Here is a 14,775-nt window from a genome sequence, read left to right as displayed (position 1 = left end):
AGCGATCATCCGTGACCTGCGACCTCAGCCAGTGGCAAACTCGCCTGCCGAGCTCTGCTTGCGATCACGACTCCCGGTTTATTCGCATTCAGTGGCAGTAAATCCGGGGCGATTCGCATCTATCAACGTCGCTTACACCCGTCTTGCCCGTCGCGCCGTACCAGACGAGGCCAACGTAGCCGAGGAGCACCAGACCACCTAACACATTTCGCACCAGATCCGCTCCTGGAGTGTGGCCGCCCAGGCCCGATTGAAGTGCTCAGCCGGCGCTGCGCGCTGCGGGCAGCACGACGGACACCACCGTGCCCTGGCCGGGCCGCGAGCGCAACCGAACCGTCGCGCCCTGCAGATCGGCCAGTCGCTGCACCGTGGCCAGCCCCAGACCCAGGCCGCGTCCGCGCGCGGCTGATTGTTCGGGGGCATCGATCCTGTAGAACGCCTCGAAGACCCGCGTCTGATGCTGCGGTGGAATGCCGACCCCGGTGTCGCAGACATCGATGCGAATGCCTTCCCGATGCCGCCGCGCGCCCACGAGTACGCCGCCGTGGTGTGTGTGGCGCAGCGAGTTGCTCACCAGGTTGTTGAGGATCCGCGCGAGCATCACGCCGTCACAGCGCGCCCATGCGCCGGTGGGGCGCACCACCAGCCGCACTCCCTGCGCCTCGGCCACAGCGCGGAAGTGATGCCGGACCTCGTCGAGCAGCGGATCGAGCGCCAGATCGGCGCACCTGGGTGGTGTGCGGCCCGCCTCGATCTGCGTCAGGTCCAGCAGCCCGGTCAACAGCCGATCGAGAAAGTCGACGGACTGGCGGATCTGTTCGATGCGCCGGTGCAGCCGATCGGTGTCGAGATCGGCGCTCGACAGCGCGTTCGAGAACAGCATCAGGGCTTGCAGCGGCTGCCGCAGGTCGTGGATTGCGGCAGCGAAGAGGCAGACCTTCGCGCGGCCGGAGGTCTCGAGCAACTGGTTCTTTCGCAAGAGCTCGGCCATGGCCTGCTCGACAGGAGGCTGAAGCTGCGGTGGAGGAGCACGCACCGGGAGCGGGCCGCTGTCGAATGTGTTCCTGCGGCGGTGCAGCTGCGACGTCCCCTCAATCGGCACAGGCAGGGGAAAGCCGAAGAACCGAAGCATGTGCTGAAGCGAGTTTATACAGACATCTCCTAGAGCAGTCCCCTGCGGCGCGCCGCGATCAACGCGACGGTGGCGCAGCACACGAGGTTGATGGCCGAGATCGTGACGAACAGGCCGTCGCGCACGACCCAGGCGCCGTACATCACACCGGTGAGGTTCGCGAGCACCCAGGAGCTCCAGGTCACGAGAGAGATCGCACGCGCGCCGTCCGTGCAGTGCCAGACGGCGACGATCTGCGGCACGTAGGTAACGGCGCGCACGGAGTTGGTCGCCAGGTAGAGCCAGCTCACGATCGACATCAACGTGGCCGAAGACTGCAGATCACCGGCGGGGCTCATGTGATCGACTCCCCGATGTGGATGGTGCCGTTCACGCCGTAGGTCGATAGCCGGTTGCCGCATCCTGCCATCCAGAGGATCAGCGAGGCCAGCGCAACCACTGCGATCGCCAGCAGCCAGCGGCCGACCCTCGACAGGGTGTCGTCGGTGGGCCCGGATTGTGGGGTCATGCGTTCGCGCTCCTCTGGAATGTCATGTCTGTGCATAGCATCCAATGTAGAAATCGCGGTGCTGCTGCGGAATACCGTCTTCGGGCCAAGCCCTCGCGTGTTTGCGGGATGGGCCGCGGAGCACTCCGGCTCAGGCGGCAGAAGATGCGAGGGGAGCGCTCAGCACGACGCAGGTTCCATGCGCGTCCTGCCGCAGCTCGAGCGTGCCGCCGAGCCTCTCTGCGCGAGCGCGCATGTTGACGATGCCGCGCCCCTGGGCGCCGGGCGCCAGGCCGGCACCGAGGCCGTCGTCCTGGATCTCCAGCCGCAGCAGTCCGTTGGCCCGCTGCAGCCGAAGCTCCACCTGCCTCGCGCGCGCATGCTTCACGACGTTGGTCAGCGCTTCTTGCGCAATGCGCAGTATCTGCAGCGTCGTGTGGGGCGGCACGCCCGGGGCTTCGTCGGGCATGTCGATGGTCCAGGCGGCCCGCACGCCAGCTGCTTCGAGTTCGCCCTGCCAGCGGAACAGGAAGTCGCCCAGGGCGGTGCGCAGGTCGTGGTCTTCCGGCGCGAGCGCGTCCAGCGCGAGCCGCATGTCGGCGATGCAGGCGCGCAGCGACTCTTCGATCTGCAGGTGGCTCATGTCGCCGCGTTCCACCCGTGACAGCGAAGTGAAGAGCTTCGAGCCGAGGCCGTCGTGGATCTCTCGCATGATGAGTTGTCGCTCTTCGGCGGCGGCGTTCTGCCGCTCCAGCGCCGCCAGGCGGAGGTAATTGGCAGACAGGCTGCGCTCCCGGTCGGCCACGCGCGACTCCAGCGATTCGTTGAGCTGCTCCAATGAGGTGAGAGCCCTTGTGAAGCGCAGCGACAACAGCACGCCCATCGTCAACAGCATCAGGTTGGCGCCGTGGTGCAGCATGAACAGGCGGTGCCCCGCCCAACCCGGCAGCACGCGCTCCATGAGCCCCGCATCCCACGAAATCAGGTAGTCATGCACGCCTGCGAGCGTTGCCAGCGTGAGAACCGCCGGCATGACTGCCGAAGCCCATCTGCGCTCGCGCCACACGGCCCAGAACGAGACGGCGATGATTCCGATGCCGATGGGTATCAGCCCGCCGCTCCAGATGCGGTTGACGAGCGGTTCGCCCGCGGAGCCGGCGAGCAGCAGCCACACCGGGCCGATCAACCAGTACGCAGCCAGTGCGCGTTCGAGCCCGCGATGGCGCAGGCCGGCGAAGCGCATGGCGAAGAGCGCCATGACCACGACGAAGCCACCGGTGGCGGCCAGGTAGACGAGCCGCCAGAGCTGCCAGCGCTCCACCGGCACCACCTCGATCACAAAGGTCAGCGTGCGGATTCCCCAGAACACGGTTGCGAGCCCGAACAGCCCATAGAGCACCTCGCCCGGGCGTCGCCACCAGATGAACAGGACGAATACAGAGACGATCAGGCAGGCCAGCACGGTGAGCTGTGGCGCGGTCCGCACCCAGAACTGGCGGCGGTCGTTCGCTTCGCTCAGCGTGACCACGGGGCCGATGTCCACGCGCGGAAAGCGCAGGCTGTGCTCCCCCAGTGCGGGAGCCGCACGCACCATCAATTCGTTGTCGCCATCGCGCAGCAGGTTGTCGGGCAAGGGCAGCAGGTGCGCGCGCTCCCACCGCACGCGCAGCTGGTCCGTCGACTCCGGCACGCTGGCCACCTGTTGGCCGTTGAGCCAGACTTGCCCGCCGCCGTACAGGTAGGGCAGATAAACGGCCCAGGGCCTGGGCGATGCTTGAAGTCGATGCGGAACCAGGTCGGGCCCTGAGGGGCTGCAGCACCGAGCTGCGGCGCGACGCTGGGCAGCGTCACGCTTTGCCATGGGGCATCGGGTGCGGGCGGCGTGAGTCCGGAGGCACCTAGGCGCAACGCGTGCTGCGGCGATGCGGATTCATTCGCTTGGTCGGCACTCCTTGCATCGGTGGCGCCGCCGATGATCAGCGCGACCAACAACAGGCACCGAAATCCTGGCCATGTCACAGCAGCCCCATCTGATTGGCCTCGTAGACAGCCTCCCCGCGCGAGTGCACTGCCAGCTTGCGATAGATCTTCTTGACGTGCGCCACCACGGTGTGCGGCGAGATCTCCAGGAGCTGCCCGATCGCGTCGAAGCTCAGGCCCTTGGCCGTCAGGCGCAGCAACTCCGTTTCCCGTGGTGTCAGCACCGCGTCGCGCGGGCTTTCGTCACGCGGTTGGGTCGTGGCCGTGCGCATCCGCGCCAGGATGCGACGCGCGATGCCGGGGCTGATAGGGGAGCCGCCCGCGTGCAGTTCATGGATGCTGGTGGCGATGCGGTCAGCGCCCGCATCCTTGAGCAGATAGCCCGTCGCTCCCGCTTCCAGTGCGGCAATCACATGCCGGTCGTCGCCGAACATGGTTACCACAAGCACGTCGCATGCCGAATGGTGAAGGGCGACATAGCGAATCACCTCGGTGCCGTCCATGTCGGGCAGACCGAGATCGAGCAACAGCACATCGGGTGGTTGTGCCCCCAGGAGCGCCATTGCCGCGGCACCGGTCGAGACCGCCCCCGTGAGTGAAAGCTCCGGGTCGGCCAGCACGGCGTTGGAGAACCGGCGCATGAATTCCGGCTCGTCCTCGACTATCAGCACGCGGATTTTCATTCCCACTCCAGGGTATTCGGGCGCAGTGTACGACTCCATTCTTCGCCTGCGCATGCCGCCGGGCCATAGCGCCTATGCGGTATCGCCGCTCAGCGGAGTCACGGTTATTTTCGGAAGAAGTCCCAAAGGAGCCGTATGTATCGAACTGAAGATGTCCTGACGCGTGCGCATTCAGCCTGTGGACAGGGCACTGTCTATTGGCTCGGTGAAGGAGGGCGGTCCGCAGATGCGGCATTGCCGACGAGTGCGTTGCCGGTCGGCCAGTTGTGGCCGACGCTTCCTCTGGTGCAGCAGCACGCCCTGGAGCCATTGGCCCTGGCAGCAGGACTCGACGTGCACGATCCGGCGCTGGTGGTGCCCGCCTGCGACTGCTCGGGCTTCGTGTGCTGGGCGCTCGGCTTCGGCAGAAAAAGCAATCCCGCGCCTTATACGGACGCTGCCGGCTGGATCTACACGGACAGCATCTGGGCCGATGCCATGGGCGCCGGCGTGCGTTTCGAACGCCGGGCCAGGGCCACGCCCGGGGCGCTGGTCGTCTACCCGAAGGCGGGAAGCGGCGAGAACTACGGCCATGTGGGGCTTGTGATGGAGGCCGATGCCGATGGACGCGCTCGCCTGGTGGCGCATTGCTCGGCAGTCAATTTCAAGGTGGCGCCGTTCGACGCCATCAAGATCACCTCGCCGGAACTCTTCGAGCAGCAACCGCGCAGCATCTATGCATGGTGTCGCAGCGTGGGCTGACGTGCCGCATGCGTCGATCACGATCGATTGAACTTTCGATTGCACGCCGCACGGCCGATGCCGTCCGATGTATGGACCCTATCGGTGTGGTTGCCGAACATTGCCCGGCTTGCACTTACTTCTGAACCATGGGATCGGTCGTGGCTACAGAGTTGTTTCATATCAAGAGCGAATCACCCGTCGTGTCGGAGCTGATGTTCTGTTGGAACCGTTCACCGGACCGACGGTGGTTGTGACGCACCATGCACCTCGTCGCGGTTCACTCGCGCAGCGCTACGCCGATGACTGGGCCTCAGGTGCCTTCGTCAGCGAGCTTCCGGATGCTTTCTTTGATGTGCCCGCGCTTGATGAGAACTTGCGCACAGACATCGACAACCAAGCCAAGGCGAGAAAAAGGGAACTAGAGGAATCCCAAGTGAACGAACGCCAGCACCAGGGAGGCCCCAACGGCACTCCCGAGGCACGCCGACGTCACGATGTGCGCCCCGATCTCGATTCGCACAGTTTGCACCGCCGATCGCAGTCGCGGGACACGGCCAAGTGCGCGCTCGCATTGCCTCATGTTTTGGGCGAGGCTCGCGATGTCGTTCTCGACCAAGTCATTCGTGGTCGACCAGAGACGATTGGGCTTGCAGGCTTCCACAGTGAAGCATCCTTCAGCGTTCCCCAGATTCAGCTCTTCCCAAACTTTGTCTTGGCGGCGGCCGCGCAACTTGCCTTGGCATCACCCGACATACTGTCGCACTTCTCGGTAGCGACCTTGTAGTCGGCATCGCGCTTTGCCTGGCTGGCATCGACCTTGGCCTCACCGATTTCCTTGCCCATCTTGGCGTTGGCCAGCGCCTTGGTCTTGAGAGCCTTGGCCTCCTGGACGCATACGTCCTTGGCATTGCCCGACTGGTCATCGCACTTTTCCTTGGCGACTGCATAGCCCGCCTCCGCCTTCGCAACCAGCACCTTGTTCCGGTCGCTGGACTTGGCGGTATAGCCGTACTTCAGTTCGGCGCGCGCAGCTTTCTCCTTGGCCTTGGCTTCTTCGATGCAGATGTCCTTGGCGTTGTCAGCCAAGAGGACGCACGCCGCCTTGTCGGCCTTGACGTCCGCGCTGATGCGAGTCTTGCCGGCCTGATACTCGGCCTTGGTCATCGTCGCTGCCTGTGCCATTGGCAGTACCAGCATGACGACAACAAGAATCGAAGTCTTGATATTGAAAAGCGTGTTCATATGAACCTTTCTTTGCCCTCAAAATTAGAGGTCGCAATGCATTCACTGCGCGCTTGCTGAAGCGCCCGGCAAAGTGTGCAAGACCTTTTGCGCTCCATATTTGTAGACGGTCGAGTGCGTCTTGTCTGTGCGATACCGAACATGCGCGCCCGCTGCGACCTGGCCCTCCACCTTGGTCAACGCGCGCTTCGGCATAGAACGCATAACACGCCCCAGTCTTCGTCGGCGACGGCCTCGAGGCAATGCAGGGCAGTGAGCGCGGGCGGGTGTTTGGACCAGACCCTGAACGGTGACGCATAGGCGCGGTATCGAACAGACTTCGACCGCGGCCACTGCTACTGTGGCGTCATGTCGATAGGCCCGCGCCATGTCACTTTCCTTGTTTGCTGCCGAAACGTTGGTCTTTGACTATCTGAACGGACGCGTCCTGCCAAGCACGCTGCACCGCGCTGTCGTGCTTGCAGTCGAGACAAGGCTGATGAACGGGTTGATGCCGGTACTGGACGCGACCCTATGCACCGAGATGGAAGACCATGCCACTGCACTGCCCCCCTGGTCTTCTGAATCCGTCCTGAGAGCCACACAGGAACGCCTGAGAATTCTCCGCTCGCTATCGGAGACATGAGGGCGGACCGCTTTCGCGGCAAGCCCGTGGTCTTCATGCAGCAGGCGAGGTACCGCGCAGCGCCGGATCCGTCGTCAACTGCAGGATGGCCTTGAGCGTCGCGCCGACGCGCGCCTCCCGTTGTGAGCGGGAACGACGATGCCGATTACCGGATGCCCTCACGCTCAGCCACCGAGCGGCCATCGCGTGTCCAGACCTGGAGCACGAAGTCGTCTTCCTCATGGAACGCCAGGCGTGCCAGGCCGAGCGAGGCCAGCGCGCCGTGTACTTCCTGCGTGGGAAGCCTGCGCTGTGCGAAATCGGGCCGCCAGTCGCAGGCCACGAGGGTGCCGTCGGCCTCCAGAGTGTCTTGGCAGCAGGCGGCCAGCAGGTGCATGTCGTTGCGGTCGAGGAAGTAGCCCACTTCGCTCAGCACGATGAGGTCGAAGCGGCCGGCTTCGCGGGGCCAGCCGGCGGGCAGCACATGGTGCGCGACATGCACGTTGGCGAGCCCGCCGGTGCGCTTGCGCGCAATGTCCACGGCATGCGCCGAGAAGTCACTTGCCAGCAGATGGTCGCAGCGTTGTGAAAGGGCGAGCGTGAGTTCGCCGATGCCGCAGCCGGGCTCGTAGCCGCTTCGGTAGCGCTCCTGCGGCAAGGCGGCCAGCAGCAGCGCCCGCTTGCGAGCCTCGTACCAGCGGTGGCGCAGCGCGTAGGGGTCTTCGCTGGCCGCGTAGAGCGATTCGAAATAGGGCCGCTGGTCGTTCATTGCCGCTGCTCAAAGGAAGACCACCTCGAAGGGGCGCGCCGCGCGCTGGACGGTGGTGGCGCGAAGCACCGGGCCCGAGCCAGTGGACGCATCGCGCCGCAACTGGCTGGTGAACGCCTTGACTGCCATGCGCTTGCGCCGTACGGCCTCTTCGCTCAGCGGGAGCCTGAAGGCGCGTTGCCAGGGCATGCGCCTATCGCCGGGACGGGACCAGTGCCAGCCCCAGACGGGCACTTCCACCAGCCTGGCGCCCGTGCTCGCGGCCGCCAGCGCGCAGGCCTCGCCAGTCGCTTCGTGGTCGGGATGGCCGTCCTGGCGCCATGTGGTGAACACCACGTCACCGGGCCGGAGAAGAGACACGAGCTCGGCCGCGAGCAAGGCGCGCAGCCCCTTCAGGCCGCCGTCGGGCAGGCCTAGCCGTGCGGGCTCGATGGCCAGGCCCAGGCAGTGCAGTGCCTTTCGGCTCTCCCGTGGCCGGGTACGCGCGAGCCGTTCGACGGGCCATTCGGTCGAGCCGCGGTGACTGGCAGTGCCGTCGGTGACGGCGATCACTTCAACGGGCCTGCCGCAGTCGGCCAACAGCGCGAGCAGGCCGCCGACCGAGAGCACCTCGTCGTCGGGGTGGGGCGCGACGACCACGGCGCGTGCGCTTTGCGGAACCAGCTCTTGCGGCGCGATCGCGGGCAGACGTGCAAGGCCGGGCCAGCGGCACCACTCGATCTCGGTGGTGCCCTCGCCCCGAATGGCGCGGCGTGCTACAGCGTCCATGACGAAGGCTCCTCTTTCTCGTTCGCGGCGAGCTGGCCGAGCGCCGCAAGATCGCGCTCGGCGTGGCTCTGGCGAAGGAACACGGGCAGATCCGCCATCGCGTGGGCGAAGTGCGGGTCGCGGCACAGCGGGCCGGCGCCGACCGCGCGGCCTGCGTGGTGCATGACGACGTTGGTGGCCTGCTCGACAGTGAGGCGTGCGCGCAAGGCGATGCGCTGTGCGTTGTCTTCGGGGTGCCGGTCGATCCAGGCTGCGGCTTCTCGCAGTTGCGCCGCGGCGGCGTTCAAGGCCACTTCGATGGCGCCAATGTGCGCGAGGCGATGAGCGTCCGGCGCCGGTCCCGCGCGCTGATGAACCGCGCGCGCAATGCCGAACGCGCCCCCGAACCAACATGCCGCGATGCCGGCGCCACCCTGCCAGAAGCCGGCGCGGTTGACGTAGTCGCCAGGCCGCCCGATCTGCGTGGCCACCGCGCGGTCGAAGCGCACATCGACACTGGCGCTCGCTGCCATGCCGACGGCATGCCAGCCATTGCCGGTCACCCGAACACCGGGCTGATCCATGGCCACAGCCGCAAGGCACGGTTCGCCGGCCGCATTCCAGCAGCTCACGACGGCGTGAGTCACGCTCGCGGCGCCCGAGCACCAGGCCTTGGTGCCCGTCAGGCGGATGCGATGGCCTTCTATCGCGTCGAGCACCACGCGCGCGTCGGGCGGCTCCGCGCACCAGGTGCCCCAGCGCGCACCCGCGGGTGCGGCCGACGCGGCGCCGAGTTCGGCGAGGATGGCGAGAGCATCGGCATGCCCTTCGAACAGCTTCACCAACGAAAGGTCATGGGCTGCCACATCGGCCAGCACACGCCAGCGCGCCAGGGTCCGGCCGGCACCCGGTCTTGGCAGCACGTCGATGCCCGCGTCGACCAGATGCTTCAGCGCGAGGTCGCGCCCGTGGCGAAGCTGCAGTTGCCGCAAGGCATCGGCGAGTGCGGGTTCGGACATGTGAAGCAGCGGCTATCGCACGGAGCCTTTGGCACCACCGACCGGCGTCAGGCAGTCACCGGCGAGGCGGCGACCAGGTGCTCGGTCAGGAACCACACTTGCAGTTCGTTGGTGCGAAGCACGTTGCTGACGAACACGTCGTTGCTGCCGGCGTCGCCTGACTTGTCGACCTGCTCGGCCGCATCGCGCGCCGAGATGATGATCTGCTCATGCGCCTCGGCCAGCCGGCGCAATTGCACGGCAGCCGGTTCGCGCCCGCGCGGCGGCCTGGCGATCTTGGTGGCTTCGGCGATGTCGGGCGCCATGGCGAGCGCAACGCCGCCAAGCAGCTGAATCCGTTCGGCAACGATGTCTACCAGCAGCACCTGGCCTTCGTAGTGCTGGTCGTACATGAGGTGCAACTGGTTGAAGGTCGGGCCCACTACCTGCCAGTGATGCTTCTTGTACATGTCGCGCAGCGTGATCGTGTCAGCCAGGCACTGGTTCAGCAGCGCCACGCTTTGCTTGCAGACCTTCTCCGACAGCCCGTTGGGGAGCTTGATGATTTCCCCGTACCGTTGCGTCTCGTGACTCTGCTGATGCAGGTTCGGCTTCACTTCCTTCGCTGACGCCGGGGTTGGCGAAGTCGGCGAGCCTGCCGCCTTTGACTTGCCGTTCTTTGATGCTGCCATGGGTGCGCTCCTGAATTTGGAAGATCGACTTCTAGCACCCGTGCAATGGCCCGCGCGTAGTCCGGCCGCCCGCTTCGAGCGGCTGTTTTCCTTCGTCGAGCCCGGATGTCTGTCGCCTACAGACCCGCCGCGTTTCTCCTGACGTGGCGTGTACGGGCGGCTCTCTATCTTCGGTACTTGGCAGGCAATCCGATCTACAACGGCACGAGATCTCAACCATGCTAGGTATCGTCATCCCGGCGCACAACGAAGAGCAGCTCATTCGCGGATGCCTGTCGTCAGTGCGCATCGCATCGCAGCACCCCGCACTGATGGGGGAGCCCGTGGAGACGATCGTGGTGCTGGACGACTGCACGGACGCCACTGGCATCCTGGCGTCCAGCTGTGGCGCCATGACCGTCACCATTCGCGCGCGAAATGTCGGAGTGGCTCGGGCCGTGGGTGCGAAGGCTCTCCTGGCAAGGGGCGCGAGATGGCTTGCGTTCACCGATGCCGACACGCTGGTCTCGGAAGACTGGCTGGCGGTTCAACTTTCTCTTCAGACAGACGTTGTATGTGGAACGGTGTCCGTGCTGGACTGGTCGCCTCACGGGAGCCATGCAGCGCTGCTCGAGGCACATTTCCGGGAGACCTATTTCGACTGCGAATCCCATCGCCATGTGCATGGCGCAAACCTCGGCGTCTCGGCGGCGGCGTATCTTCGCGTCGGCGGGTTCAGGCACCTCGCGTGCAGCGAGGACGTCGCCCTGGTGAATGCGCTGGTCGATGCCGGCTGCAGCGTATCCTGGACTTCGCTGCCGCGGGTCGTGACCAGCGCTCGCACCGATGCACGGGCGCGTGGCGGCTTTGCGGGCGCGCTGCTGAATGCCGTGGCGCAACGCCTGGCCGAATCCGCAGGCGCTGCGATGCGACCGGCAATTGCTGGCGGGTGACGCCGTGAGTGAAGCCCTTGATCTGATCCAATGGCCGGCGTTCATCGCATCTCTCACGGCAGCTTGGCTAGTCGCATCCAGCGCGAAGCGACGCAGGAATATCGGCTTCTGGGTATTCCTGTTCAGCAATATGCTGTGGGTGGTCTGGGCCTTGCACACATCTGCCACGGCACTCGTTGCGCTTCAGGTTTGCCTGGCCGTGCTCAACGTTCGAGGTTTATTCAAAACGGATCCGCCGACATAGGTCCGCACTCTGCCGCCATCCGCGCAATTCATGTCGACGCTGCTTCTCGTCAAGAACTTGGCAGCCGACCCGCTGAACACCCGCGGCTGCGCAGCATGATGCCTTGCTTCAAAAACGAGGGAGTGCAATGACCGGTCGAACTGCCTTACCAGCGCTTCCACCAGGGCCGTGCAGAGTCCCAAATGGCGAGGGGGCGAGTGTCTAGCAGTTCTTGGCTCATGGCAGGAGCGTTGCCCCGAAGCCGTCGGACTTCCACTTCGAGCGCGTGGGCGATGCCTCGGGCATCTCGATCGCCACGGAGTGCTCGTCGGCGCCATTCGGCAGCCTGGGCCGCCAATCCGTGTTGATCTGAGTTTTCCAGTTCCACCATGGAGAGGGATTTTTCATTGCTTATGGCAACTGGCTGTAGGCGGACGGAGTGTGCGCTTGTACGAAAAGATACAAATAGCTGTCTGCGCCTGCAGGCGCGCATCAATGGGACCGCCCGTCAATGCACGGCAGCGCAATAGGCGAGGAACTCATTGACCTCTGCTGCCTTATCGAAGACCGCATCGGCGCCCAGACGAATGCACTCCGCACGGTTGTCTGGAGAAGCCGCATTGGTCAACGCCACCACGATCCCTCTCTTCCCGCCGAGCGCTGAAAGGGCGGCCAACACGCCGAGCCCTGTGCCCTGTTTCAGCAACAGGTCCACGACGAGAAGCTGCCATGCCTCTTCATTCGCCTGGAGCCAGGCCACAGCTTCGGTCTCGGAGAGCGCAGTACCTATTACCTCGGCCTGCAAGTAGCCCTCGAGCACAACCTTGAGGCTGTCTTGGATCAATGGCTCATCTTCCACAATAAAAACGGCAAGCGTCATTTTGGGGAGCCTCCTGCGGATATCGACATCGAATGCGGGGGCGCATTGCCAATGTCCTGTAGAAGGTCGTGCTTTCGAGGAGGCCCTGTTGTAGGTAGACACCGCGTCAGCTTGTTGGCGCAGCAGCCAAGCCCGTCCCGTTATCGTGCGTCCGACGCCTCCAGATCGGCAGGCGCTGTGTCGAGTTCAACAGGGAACAAGCACGCATCTTCAAGGCCGCTTCGCCCTTGGCCGTCACCCGTATCACCGTGGCCTGACCGGAGTAAGTTGTTCGCCCTTGGTAGTGCATGAACGGCGGAAGATCTGCCTCTATCAGTCTTGCAGCGCGCAGCAAATCACATTACTCGATGTCCTCGTGCACGTCGATGGTCACTGGCATATCTGCGGAGCAAAGCCGCTCGAGCAATTGCATGGGCATTGCAGATCCTCGCATCGATGCAGGTCGACGTCGCCGGTTGATGAACTCGCTTGCACCGCAGTGCCTAGAGGCGTCCCGTCAACAACAAGACGATCAGCACGAGCACGACGACGCCGAGAATGCCGCTCGGACCGTAACCCCAACTGCGGCTGTGCGGCCATGACGGAAACGCCCCGATCAGAACGAGGATCAGGATGATCAGAAGAATGGTGCCAATGCTCATGATTCACTCCTAGGTGCTTGCTTGATATCAAGTTACCGAGGCGGCGCATTCCAGTCTGTTCGCTATCGAACAAACCGGAATGCACTGCCTGGTTGTCCGACCGCCGGCGTCAGTCCAGCGTGTCGGCGTAGGCCTTCCGATCGGCCGCGTAGCAGCCGCACGCTGCCGCTTCCAGGCCGCTGCGATCAAGCACCTTGAGATCGCCACGGTGGTAAGCAATCAGCCCGCTGTGCTGCAAGGCGTTGGCAGCCACGGTGATGCCCACGCGTCGCACGCCGAGCATGTAGGCCAGGAATTCATGCGTCACGCGGAAGCTGTCGCAGTGGGCTCGGTCCTGGCTCATCAGCAGCCACCGGGCCAGACGTGGGCCGATCTGATGGAAGCGAAGACATGCGGCCGAGGTTGTCAGCTGGGCCATCAGCACGTAGAGGTAGCGGTTCAGCACGCGCTGCAAGGCCACGCTGCGTTCGAGCTCCTTGCGGAAGGCACCCGCGTCGACGCGCCATGCCGTCCCCGCACCTTGCACAACCGCACGCAGGGGCGTTGTGCCCACCCCCAGCACGATTTGCGCGCCCAGCATGCCCTCGCGCCCGACCATCCCGACTTCGAGCTCAGGGCTGCCGCCGGTCAACGTCAGCAGCGAAATAAAGCCTTCCGTGGGGAAATAGGCGTAGCGCGTGTACTCGCCGGGCGAGCAGAGCACGTCGGCCAAGATCAATGGAATGGGTTCGCAGATGGCGAGGAAGCGCCGCCGGTCCTTCGCGGGAAGCAGTTCGATCAGATGGTTCTCGACGGCGGTCAATCTCGCCCTCCGGTGCGTTGGCAGTCCGAACAAGTCTGCAACCGTCGTCAAAGTCGTGGGATCGAGCGAAGCGCACTCGCCTAGACTTGGGGCAGCGTGGTGCCGCCAGCGGCGCAACCGGGAAGCGTTGCCGCCCGCCCTGGATCGTGCTGAGCGCGCACACCTGATCAAAGCCATTCGCCGGAGACGAGCATGAAGTCCGCAGGACTGAAGGGAACCATCGCGATCGAACTCGTGCATGAAGCGCTTCATGCCGCGCAGCTTCGCAACATGGAGATCACCCATGTCCTTGAACTCGCCAAGCTGGATCGCGAGTTGCTGAACTCTCCTCGCGCGCGCATCTCCGCAGCGGCGTATTCGCGCATGTGGGTCGCGCTTGCCGATCTGATGGACGACGAATTCTTCGGCTTGGACAGCCACGGGCTTCGGCGGGGAAGCTATGCGCTCATGACCCGTGCCGCTGTCAGCTCGCACAACCTCGAACACGCCCTGCGCCGCATTCTCAGATTTCTTCGATCGACGCTGGACGATTTTCGTGGCGAGTTGATCCGTACGGAAAGCGAAGCTCGCGTGATCCTCCACGACGGCGGCGTGCTGCGCCGGTTGTTCGGCTACGGCACCTGGTTCATCCTCGTGCACGGCCTGGCATGCTGGCTTGTGCATCGGCGCATTCCCTTGAGCGAGATGCAGTTTCGGTGCGCGCCTCCCGCCGACGACAGCCACTACCGCACACGGTTTTGCGACAACGTGAGCTTCAATGCCAAGACCACGCACATCGTGTTCGCGAGCGACCTGCTGGACCTGAAGATCGCGGAGACGCCCGAGACGGTCGACAGCTTTCTGCGGGCGGCGCCAGCCAACCTGCTGGTTCAATACCGCAACGACGCCAGTACAAGCGCCCAGATCCGAAAGAGTTTGCGCAGCCGGATGCCGGACGAGTGGCCGGAGCTGGAAAGGATCGCTCGGGAATTACGCCTTTCCAGTACAACCCTACAACGCAGGCTGCAACAAGAAGGGTTGAGCTATCAACGGTTGAAGGACGACCTGCGCCGGGACATCGCCATTGACTTGCTCTCGAGCGCGTCGCTGACCGTGGCGGAGGTTGCCGCTCAGACTGGATTCCAGGAAACGAGTGCGTTCCATCGCGCCTTCAAGAAGTGGACTGGCGTCAGCCCCGGCACCTATCGCTCCTCCAGCAACACGACGCAGGAATGCTCACCGCGCCCGTAGCTCCCGTGTC

The 14,775-nt window shown here is 64.6% G+C and carries 16 protein-coding genes and 1 pseudogene; 4 read left to right on the top strand and 13 right to left on the bottom strand.

Annotated elements, in window-relative coordinates; all coding sequences use genetic code 11:
• Positions 1–259: 259 nt before the first annotated feature.
• The 5 genes from AC07O3_RS14175 to AC07O3_RS14155 form a co-directional block, all read right to left on the bottom strand.
• On the bottom strand, positions 260–991 hold the full coding sequence (locus AC07O3_RS14175) for a sensor histidine kinase (RefSeq protein ID WP_495339613.1): 732 nt from the start codon (positions 989–991) through the stop codon (positions 260–262).
• A 170-nt stretch (positions 992–1,161) separates the two neighbouring features.
• Positions 1,162–1,470, bottom strand: coding sequence for a hypothetical protein (locus AC07O3_RS14170; RefSeq protein WP_495339612.1), 309 nt, complete (start codon positions 1,468–1,470; stop codon positions 1,162–1,164).
• Complete coding sequence (locus tag AC07O3_RS14165; protein WP_307616317.1) at positions 1,467–1,640, bottom strand: hypothetical protein; 174 nt, start codon at positions 1,638–1,640, stop codon at positions 1,467–1,469. The genes AC07O3_RS14170 and AC07O3_RS14165 overlap by 4 nt, the downstream gene beginning before the upstream one ends.
• Positions 1,641–1,770: 130 nt before the next feature.
• Positions 1,771–3,480, bottom strand: a complete 1,710-nt coding sequence (locus AC07O3_RS14160; protein ID WP_495339611.1) for a sensor histidine kinase — start codon at positions 3,478–3,480, stop codon at positions 1,771–1,773.
• A gap of 154 nt (positions 3,481–3,634) precedes the next feature.
• Complete coding sequence (locus tag AC07O3_RS14155; protein WP_483155927.1) at positions 3,635–4,282, bottom strand: response regulator; 648 nt, start codon at positions 4,280–4,282, stop codon at positions 3,635–3,637.
• 285 nt (positions 4,283–4,567) lie between these two features.
• Between AC07O3_RS14155 and AC07O3_RS14150 the strand changes: the two genes are divergently transcribed.
• Positions 4,568–5,023, top strand: coding sequence for a CHAP domain-containing protein (locus AC07O3_RS14150; protein ID WP_495339610.1), 456 nt, complete (start codon positions 4,568–4,570; stop codon positions 5,021–5,023).
• A 199-nt stretch (positions 5,024–5,222) separates the two neighbouring features.
• Positions 5,223–5,369: pseudogene (locus AC07O3_RS14145) on the top strand (metallophosphoesterase); the annotation flags it as partial.
• A 326-nt stretch (positions 5,370–5,695) separates the two neighbouring features.
• On the opposite strand, the gene AC07O3_RS14140 reads toward AC07O3_RS14145, so the two are convergent.
• From AC07O3_RS14140 to AC07O3_RS14120, 5 genes are all read right to left on the bottom strand, one after another.
• Positions 5,696–6,247, bottom strand: coding sequence for a hypothetical protein (locus AC07O3_RS14140; RefSeq protein ID WP_495339609.1), 552 nt, complete (start codon positions 6,245–6,247; stop codon positions 5,696–5,698).
• A gap of 770 nt (positions 6,248–7,017) precedes the next feature.
• Positions 7,018–7,620 carry a methyltransferase domain-containing protein gene (locus AC07O3_RS14135; RefSeq protein WP_495339608.1) on the bottom strand — a complete coding sequence of 201 codons (603 nt, stop codon included), beginning with the start codon at positions 7,618–7,620 and terminating at the stop codon, positions 7,018–7,020.
• 9 nt (positions 7,621–7,629) lie between these two features.
• A complete protein-coding gene (locus AC07O3_RS14130) occupies positions 7,630–8,388 on the bottom strand; it encodes a PIG-L deacetylase family protein (RefSeq protein WP_495339607.1) in 759 nt (252 codons plus the stop codon).
• Positions 8,376–9,386, bottom strand: coding sequence for an acyl-CoA dehydrogenase (locus tag AC07O3_RS14125; protein WP_495339606.1), 1,011 nt, complete (start codon positions 9,384–9,386; stop codon positions 8,376–8,378). The genes AC07O3_RS14130 and AC07O3_RS14125 overlap by 13 nt, the downstream gene beginning before the upstream one ends.
• 47 nt (positions 9,387–9,433) lie before the next feature.
• Positions 9,434–10,057 (bottom strand): Dps family protein, encoded by a 624-nt coding sequence (locus tag AC07O3_RS14120; protein ID WP_093172770.1) that lies wholly within the window; start codon positions 10,055–10,057, stop codon positions 9,434–9,436.
• Between the two features lie 218 nt (positions 10,058–10,275).
• On the opposite strand from AC07O3_RS14120, the gene AC07O3_RS14115 reads away from it, so the two are divergent.
• Entirely contained in the window at positions 10,276–10,989 is a 714-nt protein-coding gene (locus AC07O3_RS14115; RefSeq protein WP_495339605.1) for a glycosyltransferase family 2 protein, read from the top strand.
• Positions 10,990–11,720: 731 nt separating this feature from the next.
• On the opposite strand, the gene AC07O3_RS14110 is transcribed toward AC07O3_RS14115, so the two are convergent.
• The 3 genes from AC07O3_RS14110 to AC07O3_RS14100 all read right to left on the bottom strand — a co-directional run bounded on the left by AC07O3_RS14110 (position 11,721) and on the right by AC07O3_RS14100 (position 13,535).
• Positions 11,721–12,092 (bottom strand): response regulator, encoded by a 372-nt coding sequence (locus tag AC07O3_RS14110; protein WP_307616306.1) that lies wholly within the window; start codon positions 12,090–12,092, stop codon positions 11,721–11,723.
• Between the two features lie 482 nt (positions 12,093–12,574).
• A complete protein-coding gene (locus AC07O3_RS14105; protein WP_093083007.1) occupies positions 12,575–12,733 on the bottom strand; it encodes a DUF3309 family protein in 159 nt (52 codons plus the stop codon).
• Between the two features lie 109 nt (positions 12,734–12,842).
• On the bottom strand, positions 12,843–13,535 hold the full coding sequence (locus tag AC07O3_RS14100) for a Crp/Fnr family transcriptional regulator (RefSeq protein WP_495339604.1): 693 nt from the start codon (positions 13,533–13,535) through the stop codon (positions 12,843–12,845).
• Positions 13,536–13,727: 192 nt separating this feature from the next.
• On the opposite strand from AC07O3_RS14100, the gene AC07O3_RS14095 reads away from it, so the two are divergent.
• A complete protein-coding gene (locus tag AC07O3_RS14095) occupies positions 13,728–14,765 on the top strand; it encodes an AraC family transcriptional regulator (protein WP_495339603.1) in 1,038 nt (345 codons plus the stop codon).
• Positions 14,766–14,775 lie beyond the last annotated feature (10 nt).

It is taken from the genome of Variovorax sp. GW821-FHT09D05, from assembly GCF_059416325.1.
This window is presented reverse-complemented; position numbering and strand designations above follow the sequence as displayed.

Bases quoted from the DNA above. Each gene is read 5' to 3' on its own strand.
- AC07O3_RS14175 (WP_495339613.1), bottom strand. From the start codon at position 991: ATGGCCGAGCTCTTGCGAAAGAACCAGTTGCTCGAGACCTCCGGCCGC.
- AC07O3_RS14170 (WP_495339612.1), bottom strand. From the start codon at position 1,470: ATGAGCCCCGCCGGTGATCTGCAGTCTTCGGCCACGTTGATGTCGATC.
- AC07O3_RS14165 (WP_307616317.1), bottom strand. From the start codon at position 1,640: ATGACCCCACAATCCGGGCCCACCGACGACACCCTGTCGAGGGTCGGC.
- AC07O3_RS14160 (WP_495339611.1), bottom strand. From the start codon at position 3,480: ATGGCAAAGCGTGACGCTGCCCAGCGTCGCGCCGCAGCTCGGTGCTGC.
- AC07O3_RS14155 (WP_483155927.1), bottom strand. From the start codon at position 4,282: ATGAAAATCCGCGTGCTGATAGTCGAGGACGAGCCGGAATTCATGCGC.
- AC07O3_RS14140 (WP_495339609.1), bottom strand. From the start codon at position 6,247: ATGAACACGCTTTTCAATATCAAGACTTCGATTCTTGTTGTCGTCATG.
- AC07O3_RS14135 (WP_495339608.1), bottom strand. From the start codon at position 7,620: ATGAACGACCAGCGGCCCTATTTCGAATCGCTCTACGCGGCCAGCGAA.
- AC07O3_RS14130 (WP_495339607.1), bottom strand. From the start codon at position 8,388: ATGGACGCTGTAGCACGCCGCGCCATTCGGGGCGAGGGCACCACCGAG.
- AC07O3_RS14125 (WP_495339606.1), bottom strand. From the start codon at position 9,386: ATGTCCGAACCCGCACTCGCCGATGCCTTGCGGCAACTGCAGCTTCGC.
- AC07O3_RS14120 (WP_093172770.1), bottom strand. From the start codon at position 10,057: ATGGCAGCATCAAAGAACGGCAAGTCAAAGGCGGCAGGCTCGCCGACT.
- AC07O3_RS14115 (WP_495339605.1), top strand. From the start codon at position 10,276: ATGCTAGGTATCGTCATCCCGGCGCACAACGAAGAGCAGCTCATTCGC.
- AC07O3_RS14110 (WP_307616306.1), bottom strand. From the start codon at position 12,092: ATGACGCTTGCCGTTTTTATTGTGGAAGATGAGCCATTGATCCAAGAC.
- AC07O3_RS14105 (WP_093083007.1), bottom strand. From the start codon at position 12,733: ATGAGCATTGGCACCATTCTTCTGATCATCCTGATCCTCGTTCTGATC.
- AC07O3_RS14095 (WP_495339603.1), top strand. From the start codon at position 13,728: ATGAAGTCCGCAGGACTGAAGGGAACCATCGCGATCGAACTCGTGCAT.